This is a genomic window from Blastococcus litoris (assembly GCF_003075095.1).
Classification (GTDB): domain Bacteria; phylum Actinomycetota; class Actinomycetes; order Mycobacteriales; family Geodermatophilaceae; genus Blastococcus_B; species Blastococcus_B litoris.
This window is the reverse complement of the sequence record NZ_QCZF01000002.1, coordinates 103,594-123,180: the sequence shown is the minus strand read 5'-3', so window position 1 is coordinate 123,180 and position 19,587 is coordinate 103,594. Positions and strand designations below refer to the sequence as shown.

Genomic DNA, 19,587 nt, shown 5'->3' with positions numbered 1-19,587 from the left:
TGACTCATCGGGCGAACCGCGCGCGCAGGGCGGTCACCCGGCGTTCGGTCGCCGCGCCCGCCTGGGTGTCGGCGGCCTTGGCGAAGAAGGCGCCGGCAGCCGTCGTCACCGGCACTGCCAGGACGAGGGCGATCGCGCCCACGAGGGTCCGCACGACCTCCTCCGCCAGGGTGCTGGTGACCGTCGTCCACAACGGGCGCGAGTAGATCTCGATGAGCAGCAGAGCAGGCAGCGCGGCCCCCGCGTAGGCGAAGACGATCGTGTAGACCGTGGACGCGATGTGGTCGCGGCCGACGGTCATCCCCCGCCGGTAGAGCTCCCGCCAGGTGATCTCGGGCGACACCTCGTGCAGCTGCCAGATGGCCGAGGCCTGCGTGATCGTCACGTCGTTCAGGACACCGAGTCCCGCCACGACGATGCCGGCGAGGACGATCCCGGAGAAGTCCAGCGTGGGGTCGAACCCCTGCAGCTGGAACGCCTCCTCGGTCGTCAGCCCGGTCAACCGGGCGGCCGAGACCGCCACCGACCCCATGACGGCGACGAGCGTGAGGCCGAACAGGGTCCCCACCAGGGCGGTCGTGGTCCGCGCGGAGAAGCCGTGCGCCAGGTACAGGACGACGAACATGATCGCCGCCGAGCCGACGAGGCTGACCAGCGTCGGGGAGTCCTCGCCCAGCAGGCCGGGGAGCACGAACTGGAGCAGCACGAAGAACGCGAACGCCAGCCCCACCAGGGCAGCGACCCCGCGCAGCCGGGCGACGAGCACGACGACGACGGCGAAGGCGACCGCCAGGACGATGATCGGGAGGTCGCGCTCGTAGTCGTAGAAGCCGTAGGCCGGTCCCCCGTCGGCGCCCGCGTCACGGGTCAGGACGAAGGTGTCGCCCTCGGCCACGCCGGCCGCGACGACCTCCGGCGGGAGCTCGACCTGCTCGAAGTCGCCGGCCCCCTCGCCGTCCAGGATCTCCACGACGGCGGTGGCGCAGGTCTGCGGCGGCGCCGACGGGTCGAGGCCGCAGTCGAACTCCTCGACGGAGACGACCCTTGCGTCGGGATAGGTCGTCCCCGGGGGGAGAGCGACCGCGGCGGCCTGCTCGGCGGCGGTCGGCCCACCGCTCGGCCAGAGGACGAACAGCCCGACCACGGTGGCGAGCCCGGCCGGGACGAGCAGCAGGAGCATCAGCCAGACCGCCCGCCGGCGTCTGCCCAGCGCCTCGGCGCTCGGGGGCGGGGCGTCGGGATCGGGTCCGTGGCTGTGGTCGTGGCTGGGCGGCACCCGGTCAGGCTAGGAGCCGTCGCACCGCCGGCGCCCCGCGACACCGCGAGCGGTCACGACGGAGCGGACGCCCCCTCGATCGGGAAGCGGTGCCACAGCCCGCTGAGCTGCAGGGGCCGGACGACCGCCGGGGTCGGGCGCACCAGCGCCACCTCGATGCCGCGCGGCGCGGCGAGCTTCTGCACCTGCACGAGCACCGCCATGCCCGCGGAGTTCATGAAGCTCACCTCGGACAGGTCCAGCTCCACACGGCCGGGGGCGGGCTGGCCCAGGAGCAGGTCGGTCAGCACCCGCACGAGGGGCCGGCGCGCGCTGTCGGTGAGCTCGCCCGCGACGGTCAGGCGGGCGATGCCGTCCTCGACGCGGTGCGTGACCTCGGGCCCGGGCGGGGCAGGGCTGCTCGTCTCCTCCACGTCCCCGACAGTGCCCCGGCCGGCGGCACGTCACGCGCGCGGGACAGTGCCGTGCGCCGGATGTTTACTCCAGTCGCTGTGCGAGGTAATCTCTAGTCGCCACTAGAGGTTCACCCTCGGGCAGCGAACCCGACAGACACACCAGGAGGTTGCAGAGCCATGATGCTGACCGCCTACGACCCGTTCGCCGCCACGTCCGCCGCCTTCCGCGCGCTGGACCAGCTGACCGGCCGCACGGGCTCGGGCACCGCCCGTCCGCTCTCGGGCATGCCGATGGACGCCTACCGCGTCGGCGACAACTTCGTCGCCCACTTCGACCTGCCCGGCGTCGACCCCGGCTCGATCGACCTGTCGGTCGAGGGCAACACGCTGACCGTCAGCGCCGAGCGCTCGGTCCCGCAACTGGAGAACGCCGAGTGGGCGATCGCCGAGCGGCCGTTCGGCAGCTACACCAGGCAGCTGGTCCTGGGCCGCAGCCTGGACACCGACCGGCTCGAGGCGAGCTACCACGACGGCGTGCTCACCGTCAGCATCCCGGTCGCCGAGAAGGCCAAGGCCCGCAAGATCACGGTGACCCGGGCCGACGTACCCACCGCCGTCGAGGGCCGCACCATCGAGGGCAGCTCCACCGAGGGTGCCGCCGCGCACCAGGAGCAGAAGGCGGTCGAGAGCTGATCGACCGCCGCCTCGGGGCCGGGTCCGTGCCGCGGACCCGGCCCCGAGGCGTCTCCACCGACCGACAGGAGGGACGGCGATGACCGCCGACGAACGGCCGCCCGGCTCCGCCGATCCCCTGAGCCGGCTCGACGACCCGGACTACCCGGCCCTCACGATGAGCCAGGCGGCCGCACTCCTCGGCGTGCAGGCGGCCTTCCTGCGGAGCCTGGACACCTCCGGCGTGCTCCAGCCGCACCGCTCCCCCGGCGGGCACCGTCGCTACTCGCGCGCGCAGCTGACCTATGCCGCCCGCATGCGCAGCCTCCTCGACGACGGCCACCCCCTCGCCTCGGCCGAGACGATCGTCGGCCTGCAGGACGACCTCGCCTCCGCCCGCGCCGACGCCGAGCAGCTCCGGTCCGACGTCGCCCGGCTGCGGCTCGACCACCCCCGGGACGGAGGACCCCTCGCGCAATAAACCCTAGGGGGGTATAGTTCCTCTGGCGCCGCAACCGACGCGGCCGGCAGGAGGGACAGCCATGGAGATCGCCGAGCAGGCTCCGCAGGAGCAGCACGCCCACGCCCACCAGCACGGCTACATCCACCGCAAGGACGACTACCTCAAGCGGCTGCGCCGCATCGAGGGCCAGGCCCGCGGCCTGCAGCGCATGGTCGAGGACGAGAAGTACTGCATCGACATCCTCACCCAGGTGTCCGCCATGACGAAGGCGCTGCAGTCGGTCGCCCTCGGCCTGCTCGAGGAGCACATGAGCCACTGCGTCGTCGACGCCGCCCGCGCCGGCGGCCGCGAGGCCGACGAGAAGGTGCGCGAGGCCGCCGAGGCCATCGCCCGCCTCGTCCGCTCCTGACATCCACCACCCCCACCCGAGAGGCACTCCCATGAGCACCGCCACCTACACCGTCGTCGGCATGACCTGCGGCCACTGCGTCAGCGCGGTGACCGAGGAGGTCTCGCAGGTTGCCGGCGTCACCGGCGTCGACGTCGATCTGGCCAGCGGTGGGCTGACCGTCACCAGCGACCCGCCCGTCGAGGACAGCGCCGTCCGCGCCGCCGTCGAGGAGGCCGGCTACGAGGTCTCGGGCAGCTGACGTGGGCACCCCGGGAAAGCTCGCCGCCTTCGGCGTCGGTCTCGTGGCCGCCTTCGCCGCAGCCCTCGGCGTCGGCACCGCCGTCGGCCCGGTGGGCTCGGTGGCCGAGACGCCCGCGGGCGACCACGCCATGGGCGGCGAGCCGGCCGGGGGCCACGACGACGGGCACGAGGCCGCCGCCGACCTGCCCGCCGGGCTGGCGGTCTCCGACCGCGGCTACACGCTCGTGCCGGGCTCTCGCGAGCTCCCCCCGAGCCCGGCTGCCCCGGTGGAGTTCCGCATCGTCGGACCCGACGGCGAGGCGGTCACCGGGTACGACGTCGAGCACGACGTCGACCTGCACCTGATCGCCGTCCGGCGCGACCTGACCGGCTTCCAGCACGTCCACCCCGAGCTCGGGGACGACGGCGTCTGGCGCGTACCGCTCGCCCTCGACCCGGGCGCCTGGCGGCTCTTCGCCGACTTCACCCCCACCGCGCTCGGCGAGAACCTGACCCTGGGCGCGGACCTCGCCGTCCCCGGCCAGTACTCCCCCGCGCCGCTGCCCGCCGAGACGCCGACCACGGAGGTCGACGGGTTCACCGTCGTCCTGACCGGCTCGCTGGAGCCGGGCCGGGAGTCGGAGCTGACGCTGAGCGTCAGCCGGGACGGCGTGCCGGTCACCGATCTGCAGCCCTACCTGGGCGCGTTCGGCCACCTGGTGGTCCTGCGCGACGGCGACCTCGCCTACCTGCACGCCCACCCGGTGGACGAGGTGGCCGGTGCCGCGGCGGCGTCCGGACCGCACGTCCGGTTCGCCACGACCGCCCCCTCGGCCGGCACGTACCGGCTGTTCCTGGACTTCAAGCACGACGGCGTCGTCCGGACGGCGGCCTTCACGGTCGCCGCACGAGCGGACGAGGAGGCGCACGGATGAGCACGCCCACCGATGTCGAGCTGCTGATCGGCGGCATGACCTGCGCGTCCTGCGCGAACCGGATCGAGAAGAAGCTCAACAAGCTCGACGGGGTCACCGCCACGGTGAACTACGCGACGGAGAAGGCGAAGGTCAGCTTCGGCGAGGGCGTCACGCCCGAGGACCTGATCGCCACCGTCGAGAAGACCGGCTACACCGCCGAGCTCCCCCGGCCCAGCGCCGAGGAGCCGGCCGAGGCCCCGGCCGACCCGGTCCGGTCGCTGCGCACCCGGCTGCTGGTCTCCACGGCGCTGACGGTCCCGGTGATCGCGATGGCGATGGCGCCGGCGCTGCAGTTCGAGTACTGGCAGTGGTTGTCGCTGACGCTCGCGGCCCCGGTCGTCGTCTGGGGCGGGGCGCCGTTCCACCGCGCCGCCTGGACGAACCTCCGGCACGGCGCGGCCACCATGGACACCCTCGTGTCGCTCGGCACGCTGGCGGCCTTCGGCTGGTCGCTGTACGCCCTGTTCCTCGGCACCGCCGGGGTGCCGGGGATGACGCACCCGTTCGAGTTCACCATCGCGCGCACCGATGGCAGCGCGAACATCTACCTCGAGGCCGCCGCCGGGGTGACGACGTTCATCCTCGCCGGCCGGTACTTCGAGGCCCGGTCCAAGCGGCAGGCGGGCGCCGCCCTGCGCGCCCTGCTGGAGCTGGGGGCCAAGGAGGTCTCGGTCCTCCGCGGCGGCACCGAGCGGCGGGTGCCGGTCGACCAGCTGGCGGTGGGCGACCTGTTCGTCGTCCGGCCCGGCGAGAAGATCGCCGCCGACGGCGAGGTCACCGAGGGCTCCTCCGCCGTCGACGCCTCGATGCTGACCGGTGAGTCGGTGCCGGTGGAGGTCGGCCCCGGCGACGCCGTCGCGGGCGCCACCGTCAACGCCGGGGGCAGGCTCGTGGTCCGGGCGACCCGCGTCGGCTCGGAGACGCAGCTGGCGCAGATGGCCCGCCTGGTCGAGGACGCCCAGAACGGCAAGGCCGAGGTGCAGCGGCTCGCCGACCGGATCTCCGGCATCTTCGTGCCCGTCGTCCTGACGCTCACGGTCGCGACGCTCGGCTTCTGGATCGGCACCGGTGCCGGCCTGCCCGCGGCGTTCACCGCCGCCGTGGCGGTGCTGATCATCGCCTGCCCCTGCGCCCTCGGGCTGGCCACGCCCACCGCGCTCATGGTGGGCACCGGCCGCGGCGCGCAGCTGGGCATCCTCATCAAGGGGCCGGAGGTCCTGGAGAGCACCCGTCGGGTGGACACCGTCGTCCTCGACAAGACCGGCACCGTCACCACCGGCCGGATGACCCTGCTCGACGTCGTGGCCGCGGACGGCGAGGACACCGACCGGCTGCTCCGGCTGGCCGGCGCGCTGGAGGCGGCGTCGGAGCACCCGATCGCGCAGGCGGTGGCCCGCGCGGCCGCCGAGCGCACCGGCACGCTGCCGCCGGTCGAGGGCTTCGCCAACGTCGAGGGCCTCGGGGTGCACGGCGTCGTCGACGGTGCGGCGGTCGTCGTCGGCCGCCGGTCCCTGCTCGCCGACTGGTCGCTTCCCCTCTCCCCCGCCCTCGAACGCGCCGCCGCCGACGCCGAGGCGGCCGGACGGACCGCCGTCGCGGTCGGCTGGGACGGCGCGGCTCGCGGCGTGCTGGTCGTCGCCGACGCGGTGAAGCCCGGCTCGGCCGCAGCGGTCCGGCAGCTGCGCGACCTCGGCCTCACGCCGGTGCTGCTCACCGGCGACAACGACACCGTCGCCCGGAGCGTGGCCGCCGAGGTCGGCATCGACACGGTCATCGCCGAGGTCCTGCCCGAGGACAAGGTCGACGTCGTCCGGCGGCTGCAGGACGAGGGCCGCACCGTGGCCATGGTCGGCGACGGCGTGAACGACGCGCCCGCGCTGGCCCAGGCCGACCTGGGCCTGGCCATGGGCACCGGCACCGACGTGGCCATCCAGGCGAGCGACCTGACCCTCGTGCGCGGAGACCTCCGGGTCGCCGCCGACGCGATCCGGCTCTCCCGCCGCACGCTGTCGACGATCAAGGGCAACCTGTTCTGGGCCTTCGCCTACAACGTCGCGGCGATCCCGCTGGCCGCGGCCGGGCTGCTCAACCCGATGATCGCGGGCGCCGCCATGGCGTTCAGCTCGGTGTTCGTGGTGACCAACAGCCTGCGGCTGCGCGGCTTCGCCCCGCTGGCCGAGAACCGCGACGCCACGACGGCCGCGCCGTCCGGCCGCCCGCGCGACCTGGAGCCCGTCCGGCGCTGACCCGCGAGCAGGCTCCCCGGACGCTCGTGCTCCGCCCACCCCTGGTAGGCAGAGCACGAGCGTGCGAGGAGGACCGATGAGCGACGTTCGCCGACCGATGACCCGGCTGATGGCCGCTGCCGGCGCGTGGAGCGGGATAGCGCTGCTGACCCGGCCGCAGCAGATCGTGGACGCCGTCGCCCCGGCGTTCCCGCGGGATCGCCTGTGGCTCGTCCGCCTCCTCGGGGCGCGGCTGCTGGCGCAGCACGGGGCGGTGCTCGCGACCGCCAGCCCCCGCCTCGTCCGGCTGGGGTCGGCCGTCGACCTGGTGCACGCCGCGACCATGGTCCCGTTCGTCGCCTCACCCCGGTACGGCACGGCCGCCCGGCTCAGCGGCGGGCTGGCCGCCGCCTACGCCGCCGTCGCTCTGGCGTCCGCCCCCCGCTCAGAGCGCCGGTAGCAGCAGCAGCGCGGTCGGCAGCAGCAGCAGCAGCCCGGCCGCGGTCAGCGCGACCCACCGGGCGGCCGCCGGCAGCGGCTGCGGCGGCTCGAGCAGCCGGACCACCCGGGCCCCGGTCGCGCCCCCCGTGACGGCGAGCGCCCCGCTCGGCACGCCCGTGCCGCCGGCGCCCCCGGCGGCGGTGACGATCGCCGTCGCCAGCGTCCGCCGGGGCATGGTTCCCGACAGCGAGGTCAGCGCCACGTCGTCGGCGCGCATCTCCACCAGCTCCCGCACCGCCGCGTGCGCCCGCGCCGCCGCCGGCAGCACCGGCAGCGCCGCCTCCCACGCGACGAACGGCAGCAGCAGCAGGTGGTGATGCTCGCGCAGGTGCGCCCGCTCGTGGGCGACGACCGCGGCGACCTCCTCCCCGTCGAGCTCGGCCACCATCCCGGACGACAGCACGAGGAGGGGCCGCGCGCCCGGGATGCAGAACGCGACCGGGGCGGGGTGCTCCAGCAGCCGGGTGTCGGGCAGGTCGGCGGAGGGCTGGACGAGCAGCTCCAGCAGCTCCCGGTGCCGGCGGCGCGTGCGAGCGGTCCGGACCCACGAGAGCGCCAGAACCCCCAGCAGTTCCGAGGCGAGCACGGCGGCGAGGGTCAGCGTGACCCAGTGGTCCCCGCGCACCGGGTCGGTCGCCGGACGCCCGGTGAGCACCGACCACACCGCCTCGGGCAGCGAGTGGCCCCAGGGCGCCAGGCCGTGCACCAGCAGCGCTCCGATGATCGACAGGCCGCCGGCCAGCCCGATCGCCTGCCAGCAGACGAGCGCGACCAGCGGGTCGCGGCGCGGCCAGCGGGCGCGGGCGAGCAGCGCCGGCACCGGCCAGGCCAGGAGCGCGGCCAGGACGGCGAGGGCAGCCGCGGTCGCGGGCAGCACGAGGCCTGCGCGGTCAGGCGCCGGCGAGCAGCTCGCGCAGCAGCCGCGCCTCGTCCTCGTCGACGCTGCCGACGAAGCGGGCCAGCACGGCCTGACGGTCACCGGCCTGGCCGAGCACCTCGTGCATGAGCTCGGCGGCGTGGTCGGCGCGGCTGGACCGGGCGGAGAACCCGCGCGGGCGGGCGTCGTCGTGCACGACGAAGCCCTTCTGCTCCAACCGGGTCAGGACCGTGTGCACGGTCGTCAGCGCCACCCCGCGGTCGGCCAGCTCGTCGCGCAGCGTCGTCGCCGCGACCGGACCGTCGGCGGCCCACAACCGCTCCATGACCGCGCGCTCCAGGTCTCCGAGCGAGGCCATCGGCCCTCCTGTCGTCCGTCTCACATCGCGACTCTTCTACACATCGTAGAAGAACTCTTCTACCCGGCGTAGAAAGAACGTGTCGATCGTACGACGGTCGCCGCCGAGGAGTGAGGAGCAGGCCCCGTGGACGTCCTGGACGTGGCGCGCTGGCAGTTCGGGATCACGACCGTCTACCACTTCCTGATGGTCCCGCTGACCATCGGCCTGGGGATCCTGGTCGCGGTCATGCACACGATGTGGGTGCGCACCGACAAGCCCGAGTGGCTGCGGATGACCCGTTTCTGGGGCCGCGTCTACCTGATCAACTTCGTGCTCGGCGTCGCCACCGGCCTGGTCCAGGAGTTCCAGTTCGGGCTCGCCTGGAGCGAGTACTCGCGCTTCGTCGGCGACGTCTTCGGGTCGCTGCTGGCGCTCGAGGCGCTGCTGGCCTTCTTCCTCGAGTCGACCTTCCTGGGCCTGTGGATCTTCGGCTGGGGCCGGATCCCGAAGAAGGTGCACCTGGCGACGCTGTGGGCCGCCGTCATCGGCTCGATCGTGAGCGCGTTCTTCATCATCGCGGCCAACTCGTGGATGCAGCACCCGGTCGGCGTCGTGACCGACGACGCGACCGGTCGCCCGCTCCAGGTCGACTTCTGGGCGGTGCTGACCAACAACACCGCGCTGGCCGCGTTCAGCCACGCGATCGTCGCGGCGCTCATGGTCGCGGGCGCCCTGCTCGTGGGCGTCGGCCTCTGGCACCTGCGGAAGCGGAAGCTCGCCGAGCAGCCGCGGGACGTGGACCACCAGGTGTGGCGCCGCTCGGTCCGGCTGGGCGGCTGGGTGTCGCTCGCGGCCTTCCTGCTCGTGGCGCTCACCGGCGACTGGCAGGGCAAGCTGATGTACCAGCAGCAGCCGCTGAAGATGAGCTCGGCCGAGGCGCTCTGCGAGACCGAGGCGCCGGCGTCGTTCTCGATCTTCGCCTGGGGCAAGCTCGGCAACAACGAGTGCGACGACGTCCACTCGATCACCGTCCCGTACATCCTCAGCTACCTCGCCCACGGCGACTTCTCCACCGCCGTCCCCGGTGTGAACGAGCTGCAGGAGGAGTACGCGGCCGTCTACGGCGAGACCTACCCGGACGACCCGAGCTTCGGCGACAAGGCCGGCGAGCCGATCGACTACACGCCCGTCCTCGCGGTCACCTACTGGAGCTTCCGGCTGATGATCGGCATGGGGGCGGTCTCGGCCGGCGTGGCCGCCTACGCGCTCTGGGCCACGCGGAAGGGCCGCGTGCCGACCTCGCGGATCGGCGTCTACGGCTCCCTGCTGGCGGTCGCCGCGCCGTTCGTCGCCAACGCGACCGGCTGGATCTTCACCGAGATGGGCCGCCAGCCCTTCGTCGTCTACCCGAACCCCGACGTCCCGGTCGACGAGCAGGTGTACTTCTTCACCGCGCAGGCCGTCTCACCCGGCATCTCCGCCGCCGAGGTGTGGACGTCGCTGATCTCCCTCGGCCTGGTCTACGGCGCCCTCGCGGTCGTGGAGCTGTGGCTGCTCACCCGGTTCGTCCGGCGCGGGATCACCACCGGGGACGGTGCACCGGTGCCGGGCTCCACCCCCGAGGGCGGTCCGGACGACGACGTGCCGGGCGGCCGCGACGACGACGTCCTCTCCTTCGCCTACTGAGACGGGACAGCTGACATGGACCTGCAGACCCTCTGGTTCGCCGCGGTCGCGGTGCTCTGGATCGGATTCCTGCTGCTCGAGGGCTTCGACTTCGGCGTCGCCGCCCTGCTCCCGGTGCTCGGTCGGCGCACGCAGGACCGGCACCTCATGCTGCGCAGCATCGGCCCGCTCTGGGACGGCAACGAGGTCTGGCTGATCACCGCCGTCGGCGCGGTCTTCGCCGCCTTCCCCGGGTGGTACGCCACCTGGCTGCCCGCGCTCTACCTGCCGTTCGTGCTGGTGCTCTTCGGCCTGATCATCCGGGCCGTGGCGTTCGAGTGGCGGCACTCGCACCACACGGCGGCGTGGGACTCCAGCTGGACGTGGGTGATCACCACCGGCTCGCTGATCGCCGCCCTCGGCATCGGTGCGGCCCTCGGGGCGACCACGCTCGGTCTGCCGATCGACGCCGACGGCACGCGGGTCGGCGGCGCCTTCTCCGGCCTCGGGTGGCCGGCGCTGCTCGGCGCGGTCGCCGTGCTCGCCTTCTCGCTCGTGCACGGCGCGCTGTTCCTGGCGCTCAAGGTCGACGGCGACGTGCGGCTGCGGGCGCGGGCGTTCGCGCTGCGCTGGTCTCCGTTCGCGGCCCTGCCGCTGCTGGCCTGGGCCGGGTGGGTGCACCTGCGCTCCGGCACGCCGCTGACCGGGGGGCTGTGGCTGCTGGCCGCACTGGCCGTCGTCGTCACCTGGGCGCGCGCGAAGGTGGACGCCGAGGGGCAGGCCTTCACCGCGTGGGCGGTGCTGCTCCTCGCGTCGGCCGCCACGATCTTCGGCGCCGCCTACCCGGTGGTCGTCCCCTCGACGATCGACGCCGCGTTCGACGTGACCGTGGCCGACGCCTCGGTCAGCGACTACACCCTCACCGTCATGACCTGGGCCGCCGGCGTCGGGCTGCCGGTGGTGCTCGCGTACCAGGCCTGGACGTACTGGGTGTTCCGCAGGCGGCTCACCGCCGACCCGGTGCACGAGGAGCCGGTCGAGGCGCACGCATGAGCAGCAGGGGTCCGCTCGGTGCGCTGGCCGGCGTCCCGGGGCTGACCGGAGCGCTCGTCCGGGCCGCCCTCGCGGCACTCGCCCAGACGACGGGGCTCGTGCTGCTGGCCGCCGGTCTCGCCTCCGCGGTCGCCCGCGCGACCGGCCACGCCGACGGGGACCTCGGCACCCCGCTCGCGCTCGCCACCCTCGGCGTGGCGCTGCGGGCGGGGGCAGGCACCGTCGGCGGGACGACGGCCGCTCGCGACGCCCGGCGGGCGGAGGACCGGCTGCGTCGGGACCTCCTGGAGCGGCTCACGGCATCCCCCGCCGCCGTGGCGGCGGCCGGCGGCCCCGCGCCCGCGGCGGTCCTCGCCACGACCCGCCTGCACGACCTCGGACCGGCCCTGGCGACCTACCTGCCGGCGCTGGCGCAGACGATCGTCGTCCCACCGGCCCTGCTGCTCGTGCTCGCCTGGACCGACCTGTTGTCGGCGGCCCTCGTGGCGGTCACCCTCCCCCTGGTGCCGGTGTTCATGGTCCTGGTCGGGAAGTACACGCAGTCGGCGACCGCCGACTCGGCCCGGGCGCTGGACCGCATCGCCGCGCACGTCGCGGAGCTGGTCCGGGGGCTCCCGGTGCTGGTCGGTCTCGGGCGCGCCGCCGACCAGGTCGACGCCCTCGCCCGCCTCGGCGAGGCGCACCGCACCCGCACCCTCGCCACCCTGCGGATCGCGTTCCTCTCCGCCCTGGTGCTCGAGCTGATCGCCACGCTGTCGGTCGCCCTGGTCGCGGTGACAGTCGGCCTCCGGCTGGTCCACGGCGACATGGCGCTGACCCTCGGCCTCACCGCGCTGCTGCTGGCGCCGGAGGCGTTCACGCCGCTGCGCGCCCTCGGCTCGGCCCACCACGCCTCGGAGGACGCCGCGCTGGCGGCCGCCGAGGCGCGGGCGGTGCTCGCCGCCCCCTCGCCCGCGCCCGGCCGCCCGGTGCCGGACGACGACCCCCGCGGCGCCGACGTCGCCGTCCGCGGCCTCACCGTGGCCCACCCCGGCCGCCCGGTGCCCGCGCTCCCCCCGGTGACCTTCGCCGTCCGTCCGGGCGAGCTGGTGGCGGTGCGCGGGACGAGCGGGTCGGGCAAGTCGACGCTGCTCGCCGTCCTCGCGGGGCTGGCCGACCCGGCGGCCCGGGTGGCCGGCGCCGTCGTCGGCGTGCCGGGCTCCGTCGCCTACGTGCCGCAGTTCCCCCGGACGACGGGCGCGACGGTGGCCGACGAGCTGCGCCGCCACGCGGCCTCGGAGCCCGGCGTCGACGAGATCGTCGGCGAGGCCTACGTCGTCGAGGCGCTCGCCCGCGTCGGCGCCTCCGGGCTGGCCGGCCGGGCCCCGGAGTCGCTCTCCCCCGGCGAGCTGCAGAAGGTGGCGTTCGCGCGGGCGCTGGTGCGGATCCGGCGCGGGGCCCGGCTGCTGCTGCTCGACGAGCCGACGGCGCACCTGGACGACGCCTCGCGCGCGCTGGTCGCCGCCGTGCTGGCGAGCCTGCGCGGCACCGTGACCATCCTGCTGGTCACCCACGACCCGGCCCTCGCCGGCCTGGCCGACCGCACCGTCGACCTCCCGGTCCCCGCCCCGGTCCCGGCCCCGGTCACCGTGGCGGTGCGCCCGCCGGCGAGCTCCAGCGCGATGGAGCACGAGGAGGACGGCGGGAGCGGGCCCTCGGACGGCGTCGGCATGCGGCGCGCGGTGCTCGCGGGTGCGCTGTCGTCGGGGGCCGGCATCGCGCTGACCGCGGTCTCCGGCTGGCTGATCGTCCGCGCCGCCGAGATGCCGCCGATCCTGACGCTGATGGTCGCCATCGTGGGCGTGCGCTTCTTCGGGATGGGCCGGGCGCTGCTGCGCTGGCTGGAGCGGATGACCGCCCACGACGCCGCGCTGCGGCTGGCCGCAGCCACCCGGGTCCGGGTGTGGGCGGCGCTGGCGCGCCAGGGCATCGCCGCGGACCGCACCCCCGGGTCAGCCCTCGCCCGGGTGGTCGGCGACGTCGGCGTCGTGCAGGACCTCACCGTCCGGGTGCGGCCGCCGCTGTGGGTGGCGGTCGTGGTCCCGACCGGGACCGTCGCCGCGCTCGCCCTGGTCGACGTCGCCGCTGCAGGCGCGGTCGGGCTGGTCGTCGCCGCGGCCGTCGCCGTCGTCCTCCTGGTGCACCGCCGGCTGGACGCCGGGGCCGCGCGGACCGAGAGCACCCTCCGGGTGGCGGCGCTGCAGGAGACCGCGACAGCCCTCCAGGGTCTGCCCGACCTCCGCGCCCACGGGCTTGCGTACCGCGTGGCCGGCGACCTCGACCGGCTGGCCGGCGAGCAGGCCGCGGCGGCCCGCACCGGCACCCGTGCCGCCGCGATCGGCACCGGTGTCGTCGTGCTGGCGACCGGCGTGGCCGCGGTGCTGGCGACCGCGATCGGTGCCCGGGAGGGTGTGGCCGGTCCGGCGCTCGCCGCCCTCGCCCTCGCTCCGCTCGCCCTCGCCGACCCCCTGGTGGGGATGGTCGCGGCGTTGCAGCGACGGGGCGCCCTGGCCGACGCCCAGGAGCGCATCGACGCCGTCCTCGACGCCCCGGTCGCCGCCGATCCGGCCGAGTCGCTCCCGGTGCCCTCCCCCGTGCGCGAGGTCGGCCTGGACGGCGTGACCGCCGGCTGGCCGGGCGGCCCGGACGTGCTGCGCGGGCTGGACGCGTCGGCGCGGGCCGGCGACGGCTGGCTGGTGGTGCGCGGCCCGTCGGGATCGGGCAAGTCGACGCTGCTGGCGGTCCTCATGGCCGCGCTGCGCCCGCGGGCCGGGACCTACCTCGCCGGCGGCGTCGACACCGCCCGGCTGGCCGGCGACGACCTGCGCTCGCGCATCGCCTGGTTGCCGCAGGAGGCGCACGTCTTCGCGTCCAGCATCCGCGCGAACCTGGCGCTGGCCGCCCCACGAGGTGAGCTTCGCGAGGACCGCATGCTGACTGCGCTCACGGCCACCGGGCTGGGCGGGCTGCTCGCCGAGCTCCCCGACGGCCTCGACACCCCGGTCGGCGCCGGCGGGACGGCGCTCTCGGGCGGTGAGCGACGCCGGCTGGCCGCGGCGCGGGCGCTGCTGGCCGACCGGGACGTCGTCCTGCTCGACGAGCCGACCGCGCACCTCGACCCGCCGACCGCGCAGGCCCTGGTCCGCGACCTGCGGGACGCGCTGGCCGGGCGGGTGGTCGTCTGCGTGACCCACGACGACGACCTCGCCCACCCTGGCGACACGGTGGTCGAGCTGTCGGCGGCGAGGGCCGGTGCGGTGGCGATGGCCCGTGGACGCAGCGACGCCGCTCCGCGTCCTCCTCGCGCCTGACCCGTCCGCGAGGGACCGGCGACCGCCGCCGCTGCCGACGTGGTCGCCACCGGCGGGGCCGGGCGCGACCCGGCACACGGTCGGAACGTCGTACCCCTCCGGCAGGGTGACCGGCATGGCTGCCCCCTTCACCGCGCACGTCTTCCTCGGCATGAGCGTCGACGGGTTCATCGCCCGCCTCGACGGCGACATCACCTGGCTCACCGGTGGTGGCGACGAGAACGCCGGCCCCGACGACGGCGAGGGGGGTGACTTCGGCTTCTCGGAGTTCGTCGGGGGCATCGACGCCCTCGTGATGGGCCGGGCCACCTACGACGTCATCGCGCCGTTCGCCGAGTGGCCCTACCAGGGCAAGCCGGTGCACGTGCTCAGCACGACGCTCGAGCCGGGCGCCGACTCCCGCATCACCGTGCACCGCACCTTCGACGAGGCGGTGCAGGCGGCGACGGCGGCCGGCTACCGGCGGGTCTACGTCGACGGCGGCCGCACCGTGCACCAGTTCCTGCGCGCGGGTTTCGTCGCCGACCTGACCCTCTCCCGGGTGCCGGTGCTCATCGGCACCGGTCACACGCCGTTCGGCGAGCTGGCCGCCGACATCCCGCTCGAGCACGCGGGCACCCGGACCTTCCCCGGCGGGATGGTGCAGTCGACCTACCGCGTGGTCAGCCGTTGAGGGGCACGTCCACGGGGATCTCCGGGCCGAGTCGGGCGCCCTGCAGCAGCTCGAGGTCGTCGCCGGACCAGAAGCTGCCCGGATCGTAGGCGTTGAGCGGCCGGTCGCCGGGGAGCAGCTCCATCGCCGTGTAGGTCGCCGCGACCAGCTCGGCGCAGAACACCGTCTCCGCGGCGGTCTGCCGGCGCATCCGGCCGTTCACCCAGCCACGCACGAGGCCGCGCGTGGTCGGGAACGGCCGCCCGTCGAGACGGGCGATGGTGCGCAGCACCGCGTCCTCCATCGCGGGGGTGACGCCGCCGTCCTCGGCCGGGCCGACCAGCTGGCGCAGCCACGCCTTCTGCCCGTAGCGCCGGCGCCACGTGGTCACGGCGTCGCGCAGGTCGTGCAGCTGCACGCCGCGCTGGTGCTCGCCGGTCCACGCGTCGGGCAGCGACTTCCCCAGCTCCGCGTGCCAGAGCAGCGGCGGGAGGTCCTCGAGGACGACGGCCATGCCGACGTGGTTCACCGGCGCGTTGGTCAGCGCGCGGATGGCGCGGTCGGCCAGCGACGGTCCGCGGAACACCCAGACGTCGCCGGTGCGCGTGAGTTCGACCGCCTGGTCCAGCGTCAGCTCGGGCACGAGCCGCTACGTTACGGACCGTGCGCCTCTGGAAGCTGCTCGGACTTGCCGGTCTCGCGGGTGTCGCCGCCGGTGGTGCGGTGCTGGCCCGCAACGAGCGGCAGCGCCGGGCCTACACCCCCGACGACGTCCGGGCCCGCCTGCACGAGCGGCACGACGGCCTCGCGGAGAAGCCGGCACCCGCGATGCCCGCCGAGCTCAGCACGGGACGTACGCACCGCCTCGCCCGTCTCCTGCGCCGCGGCTGACCTCCGGGCCGGTCAGACCGCCGGCAGCGAGAGCACCTCCTGCAGTTCGGCCGGCGTGGGTACCCGCGCCCCGAGCTTCCGGGCCACGGCCACCAGCTCGGTGCGCAGCGGCGTCCCGGGCCCGGGCGCCGCCAGCCTCCGGGCCAGCTCCTGGCGTGACCGCACCCCGCACTCGGCGAGCAGGCGCAGCTCCCGGTCGTCCAGCCAGCGGAGTCGCCCGCCGTGCGGGCAGGCCAGCAGCGCGAACGCCCGCCACGCGGCGGCGACCGGCTTCGGTATCTCCAGCGCGGTGGCCAGCTCGGCACCGTCGTCCGGGGTCGCCCGGAGCACGTCGGCGGCGCTGCCCAGCCCGAGGTCGCGCAGAGCGGCGGACTTCGCCCCGAAGGGCGGCAGGTCGACGAAACCGACGTCCGGCTCACCGGCGAGGACCCAGAAGCGGTCCCGGACGGCCCGTGCCGCAGCCGTGGCGACGTCCTCGCGCAGGCGCGCGAAGGCCGGGTCCGTGCGCATGAGCTGTCGCAGGTCGGAGGACCCCGCCGGGAACTCCAGCCTGCGCAGGGCGGCCTCGTCGTCGCGGGCGAGGGCCCGGGTGCAGGCGTCGTCGTACGCGGCGAACAGCGAGGTGACCGGCGGGGCGGGGTGGCGATCCGCCCACGCGAGCAGGTCGCCCATGGAGCCGTCCGGGGATGCGAGCGCCGCGAGACCACCGATCAGGCTCGCGGTGACCGGGACCAGCTCGTCGAGGAAGGGACGCACGGCGTCGTCGACGTCGGGTGCGTCCAGCAGGGCGGTGAGCCGCCGGCACTCGGCCACGGACTCCGCCCAGCTGCCCTCCCACCGCGCCTCCCCCGAGCCCCGCTGCTCGACCGCCAGGTTGAGGCGTGCCGCCGTCAACGAGTGCGCGATGCGCAGCCGAACCGGCAGGTATCCCTGCTCGTGCCGCTCGCTCTCGCCCGCCATCTGGGTCTCGACCACGGCGCGCAGGTCGGTCAGCCGCCGGGCGTCGGCATCCATGGCCGCGAGGTCTGTCGCATCCTCACCCAGCGCCTGGACGTAGGCCGTGCGCGCCAGGACGTTGCGTGGGTCGGTCTGCACGGCGTACGCCAGCAGCTCCCGCCGGTATTCGAGGGACCGCGGCGGCGAGACCGGGCGCGTGGCCACGACCTGGGCCGCCACGCTCTCCCAGCGCGAGACCCCGCAGAGGCCGGCGTTGAGCTCCGGGTGGCGGAGCCCCAGTTGCGTCAGCGCGAAGGCCGCCGCTGCCGTCAGCAGAGCCGCCCTGTCCGGCGACGGCGCGGCGGCGTCGTCCGGGGCGGCAGCACGTCCTCGGCGGAACCGGCCGGCGTCCAGGACAGCGGTGTCGGTGACCGTGCCGTGCCGCAGCAGGGTGGCGACCATGCGGCTGTCGCCGGCGTCCTCCACCGAGAGGTGCCATGGCGTGGGCCGCGCCAACGCCGCGACCGCGGTCATCACCGCCGCCGCCACCTTGCCCTGAGGGAGCGCGGAGAGCGCGCTCTCGGGCAGCTGCGTGACGTCGGTCTCGTGCGGGACCTTCAGCCCGCGTGGCGGCGAGGACCCGAGCTCCTGGAGGCTGCCGAGGACGAACGCGGTGGAGCTGGCGTCCGCGTCGTTCCCCTTCTTCACCTGGATGCGCAGGCGGAGCAGGTGACCCCAGCCGACGGCCAGGAGGACGACGCCCAGCAGGGCCAGCAGGACGGTGGTGACCCAGGCCGCGGCGTCGGTCGACGTGTTCCTGTCGGCCCAGTACGCCGACGCGAGGGCCACGAGCAGCCCGGCCAGCACCCCGGTCCCGAGAACGAGGGGCAGGTAGCGGTCAGGATCCCGAAGACCTCCCCACCAGCCCGGGACGCCGCTGCGTGCGGGACCTCGGCCGCTCGCCGCGTCGCTCGCCGGCGCGGGCTCCGCGTCCAGCGCCTGGACGGTGGCATCTCGCTCCGGCACGGGAGGGATGGTCATGGTCCCGCCCCGGCCGGCGGATGCCGCGACCGCACCCCGGCGACGAGGGTCGACCCAGGGCGCGTCCCGCGCGCACCACAGCGCGACGACGCAGCCCGCGACGAGGGCGCCCCACAGAACGGGGAGCACGCCGAGGTCGCGGACCGCCGAGCCCGTGGGTGGCCTGAGGGCGACGACCAGCGCGCTGGTGGCCACCAGGGTGAGCCCGAGCCACCAGGCGGCGCGGCGGTACCGGTTCCCCCACGCCGTCGCCCCCGACGGTGCGGCGACCGGGGACAGCAGCCGGCCGATGGCCAGCAGCACGGCCAGGACCGCGAGAGCGGGGACGGCTACCTCCCCGGCGGGCACCACCCAGCTCTCGTAGAAGTCGTCCCAGCGGGAGGACGCCGCGGCGGCCGGGGTCGTCCCCTCGGCCGGGCCGGCCGCGGCTGCCTCGTCGTCGCCGTCCAGCCGGCGCGCCTCCTCGAAGCAGGCGTCGACCTCCGCCTGCTCCGCCCCGTCGTCGGCCAGTTCCTGTCCCGCCGCCACGGCCTCCTCGGCCGCCAGCCGGCGGAGCTGCACGTAGGCCAGCCCGACGCCCGCCTCGGGGTCGGCGGGCCTGCTGGTGCGTGCGATCTCGAACAGCCGCTCGGCCGCGTCCAGCTGACCGTCCTCGGCCAGCGGGCGGGCCATCGAGATGAGCCGCGCCTGGGGACCGGTCCGTCCGGGGAGCAGGGTGGACTCGTCGAACGTCCGGCAGGCCGCCGGCGTCCCTCCGGGAGCCGCCCCCGCTGAGGGCGGGAGGGCCAGCACGATCCCCCCGACCGCGACAGCCACGAGGGACGACGACCACACCCGACGCCACATGGCGCCTCCCCCGACCGGCCCAGCGAGGAGGCGGAGAGTAGACCTCGCCGTTCCGCGTGCGACAGAGGTTGCGGCACGGCAGGGCACACTGACCTGCATGGAGGCCCGATGCGCCCGCTGATCGGCATCACGACCTACCGCGAGCAGGCGCAGTGGGGTACCTGGCACGTACCGGCCGTCCTGCTCCCGGCGTCGTACGCGGACGCCGTCGCCGAGGCCGGCGGGGAACCGGTGCTGCTGCCCACGGGCGCGATCAGCGCCGAGGTGGTGAGCCGGCTCGACGGGCTGGTCGTCGCCGGTGGGGCCGACGTCGACCCGGCCCGCTACGGGCAGTCCGCCGGACCGCACACCGCCGTCATCCGGCCCGAGCGCGACGAGTCGGAGCTCGCCGCCCTCGAGGCCGCCCTCGACCGCGACCTGCCGCTGCTGGCGATCTGCCGCGGCATGCAGCTGCTCAACGTCGCGCTGGGGGGCGACCTCGTGCAGCACCTGCCGGACGTCGGGTCCGCCGGCACGCACGACCCCGGCCCGGGCGCCTACCAGGCTCGCGAGGTCCGGACGGAGCCCGGCACGGCGCTGCACCGGATCCTGGGGCCGACCGCGCCGGTGGCCTGCCACCACCACCAGGCGGTCGACCGCCTGGCGCCGGACCTGACGCCGTCGGCCTGGGCGGAGGACGGGGTGGTCGAGGCGGTCGAGGCGGCCGGCCGCAGGTTCTGCCTGGGCGTGCAGTGGCACCCGGAAGAGGGCGCCGACCACCGCCTGTTCGCCGCGCACGTGGCGGCGGCCGGCTGAC

19 protein-coding genes are annotated in these 19,587 nt (G+C 75.3%); 13 read left to right on the top strand and 6 right to left on the bottom strand.

All coding sequences use genetic code 11. The annotated features are described in order from the left end of the window. Positions 1 to 4: 4 nt before the first annotated feature. On the bottom strand, positions 5 to 1,276 hold the full coding sequence (locus DCS98_RS05080; RefSeq protein WP_116450291.1) for a YibE/F family protein: 1,272 nt from the start codon (positions 1,274 to 1,276) through the stop codon (positions 5 to 7). A gap of 53 nt (positions 1,277 to 1,329) precedes the next feature. Then, entirely contained in the window at positions 1,330 to 1,689 is a 360-nt protein-coding gene (locus tag DCS98_RS05075) for an STAS domain-containing protein (RefSeq protein WP_116450290.1), read from the bottom strand. A 159-nt stretch (positions 1,690 to 1,848) separates the two neighbouring features. Between DCS98_RS05075 and DCS98_RS05070 the strand changes: the two genes are divergently transcribed. The 7 genes from DCS98_RS05070 to DCS98_RS05040 all read left to right on the top strand — a co-directional run bounded on the left by DCS98_RS05070 (position 1,849) and on the right by DCS98_RS05040 (position 7,099). Next, positions 1,849 to 2,364 carry an Hsp20/alpha crystallin family protein gene (locus tag DCS98_RS05070; protein ID WP_116450289.1) on the top strand — a complete coding sequence of 172 codons (516 nt, stop codon included), beginning with the start codon at positions 1,849 to 1,851 and terminating at the stop codon, positions 2,362 to 2,364. Between the two features lie 79 nt (positions 2,365 to 2,443). Continuing rightward, positions 2,444 to 2,824, top strand: coding sequence for a helix-turn-helix domain-containing protein (locus DCS98_RS05065; RefSeq protein WP_116450288.1), 381 nt, complete (start codon positions 2,444 to 2,446; stop codon positions 2,822 to 2,824). A gap of 61 nt (positions 2,825 to 2,885) precedes the next feature. Then, positions 2,886 to 3,215, top strand: a complete 330-nt coding sequence (locus tag DCS98_RS23855) for a metal-sensitive transcriptional regulator (protein ID WP_116450287.1) — start codon at positions 2,886 to 2,888, stop codon at positions 3,213 to 3,215. A 31-nt stretch (positions 3,216 to 3,246) separates the two neighbouring features. After that, complete coding sequence (locus DCS98_RS05055) at positions 3,247 to 3,456, top strand: heavy-metal-associated domain-containing protein (protein WP_116450286.1); 210 nt, start codon at positions 3,247 to 3,249, stop codon at positions 3,454 to 3,456. Position 3,457: 1 nt separating this feature from the next. After that, the gene (locus DCS98_RS05050; protein ID WP_116450285.1) at positions 3,458 to 4,372 is read left to right on the top strand and encodes a hypothetical protein; all 915 of its coding nucleotides are present in this window, start codon (positions 3,458 to 3,460) and stop codon (positions 4,370 to 4,372) included. Beyond that, entirely contained in the window at positions 4,369 to 6,660 is a 2,292-nt protein-coding gene (locus DCS98_RS05045; protein WP_116450284.1) for a heavy metal translocating P-type ATPase, read from the top strand. Before DCS98_RS05050 ends, DCS98_RS05045 begins: the two co-directional genes overlap by 4 nt. A gap of 76 nt (positions 6,661 to 6,736) precedes the next feature. Continuing rightward, positions 6,737 to 7,099 (top strand): hypothetical protein, encoded by a 363-nt coding sequence (locus DCS98_RS05040; RefSeq protein WP_164704388.1) that lies wholly within the window; start codon positions 6,737 to 6,739, stop codon positions 7,097 to 7,099. On the opposite strand, the gene DCS98_RS05035 is transcribed toward DCS98_RS05040, so the two are convergent. Further along, entirely contained in the window at positions 7,085 to 8,017 is a 933-nt protein-coding gene (locus DCS98_RS05035; protein ID WP_116450282.1) for a M48 family metalloprotease, read from the bottom strand. The genes DCS98_RS05040 and DCS98_RS05035 overlap by 15 nt on opposite strands. A 13-nt stretch (positions 8,018 to 8,030) precedes the next feature. Beyond that, positions 8,031 to 8,375 carry a BlaI/MecI/CopY family transcriptional regulator gene (locus tag DCS98_RS05030; RefSeq protein ID WP_116450281.1) on the bottom strand — a complete coding sequence of 115 codons (345 nt, stop codon included), beginning with the start codon at positions 8,373 to 8,375 and terminating at the stop codon, positions 8,031 to 8,033. 126 nt (positions 8,376 to 8,501) lie between these two features. Between DCS98_RS05030 and DCS98_RS05025 the strand changes: the two genes are divergently transcribed. The 4 genes from DCS98_RS05025 (at position 8,502) to DCS98_RS05010 (ending at position 15,098) form a co-directional block, all read left to right on the top strand. Further along, complete coding sequence (locus tag DCS98_RS05025) at positions 8,502 to 10,043, top strand: cytochrome ubiquinol oxidase subunit I (protein WP_116450280.1); 1,542 nt, start codon at positions 8,502 to 8,504, stop codon at positions 10,041 to 10,043. Between the two features lie 15 nt (positions 10,044 to 10,058). After that, a complete protein-coding gene (gene cydB, locus DCS98_RS05020) occupies positions 10,059 to 11,075 on the top strand; it encodes a cytochrome d ubiquinol oxidase subunit II (RefSeq protein WP_116450279.1) in 1,017 nt (338 codons plus the stop codon). Then, positions 11,072 to 14,425: a thiol reductant ABC exporter subunit CydC gene (gene cydC, locus DCS98_RS05015; protein WP_116450278.1), complete on the top strand. Its 3,354-nt coding sequence runs from the start codon at positions 11,072 to 11,074 to the stop codon at positions 14,423 to 14,425. The genes cydB and cydC overlap by 4 nt, the downstream gene beginning before the upstream one ends. A gap of 115 nt (positions 14,426 to 14,540) precedes the next feature. Beyond that, on the top strand, positions 14,541 to 15,098 hold the full coding sequence (locus tag DCS98_RS05010; RefSeq protein ID WP_116450627.1) for a dihydrofolate reductase family protein: 558 nt from the start codon (positions 14,541 to 14,543) through the stop codon (positions 15,096 to 15,098). Here the strand turns inward: DCS98_RS05010 and DCS98_RS05005 are convergent. Continuing rightward, complete coding sequence (locus tag DCS98_RS05005; RefSeq protein ID WP_116450277.1) at positions 15,088 to 15,720, bottom strand: hypothetical protein; 633 nt, start codon at positions 15,718 to 15,720, stop codon at positions 15,088 to 15,090. The genes DCS98_RS05010 and DCS98_RS05005 overlap by 11 nt on opposite strands. A gap of 20 nt (positions 15,721 to 15,740) precedes the next feature. On the opposite strand from DCS98_RS05005, the gene DCS98_RS05000 reads away from it, so the two are divergent. After that, positions 15,741 to 15,968 carry a hypothetical protein gene (locus DCS98_RS05000; protein ID WP_116450276.1) on the top strand — a complete coding sequence of 76 codons (228 nt, stop codon included), beginning with the start codon at positions 15,741 to 15,743 and terminating at the stop codon, positions 15,966 to 15,968. Positions 15,969 to 15,980: 12 nt separating this feature from the next. Here the strand turns inward: DCS98_RS05000 and DCS98_RS04995 are convergent, their stop codons facing one another. Beyond that, positions 15,981 to 18,791, bottom strand: coding sequence for a hypothetical protein (locus DCS98_RS04995; RefSeq protein ID WP_164704387.1), 2,811 nt, complete (start codon positions 18,789 to 18,791; stop codon positions 15,981 to 15,983). Positions 18,792 to 18,899: 108 nt separating this feature from the next. On the opposite strand from DCS98_RS04995, the gene DCS98_RS04990 reads away from it, so the two are divergent. Next, positions 18,900 to 19,586, top strand: a complete 687-nt coding sequence (locus DCS98_RS04990) for a gamma-glutamyl-gamma-aminobutyrate hydrolase family protein (RefSeq protein ID WP_116450274.1) — start codon at positions 18,900 to 18,902, stop codon at positions 19,584 to 19,586. The last annotated feature ends 1 nt before the right edge of the window (position 19,587 follow it).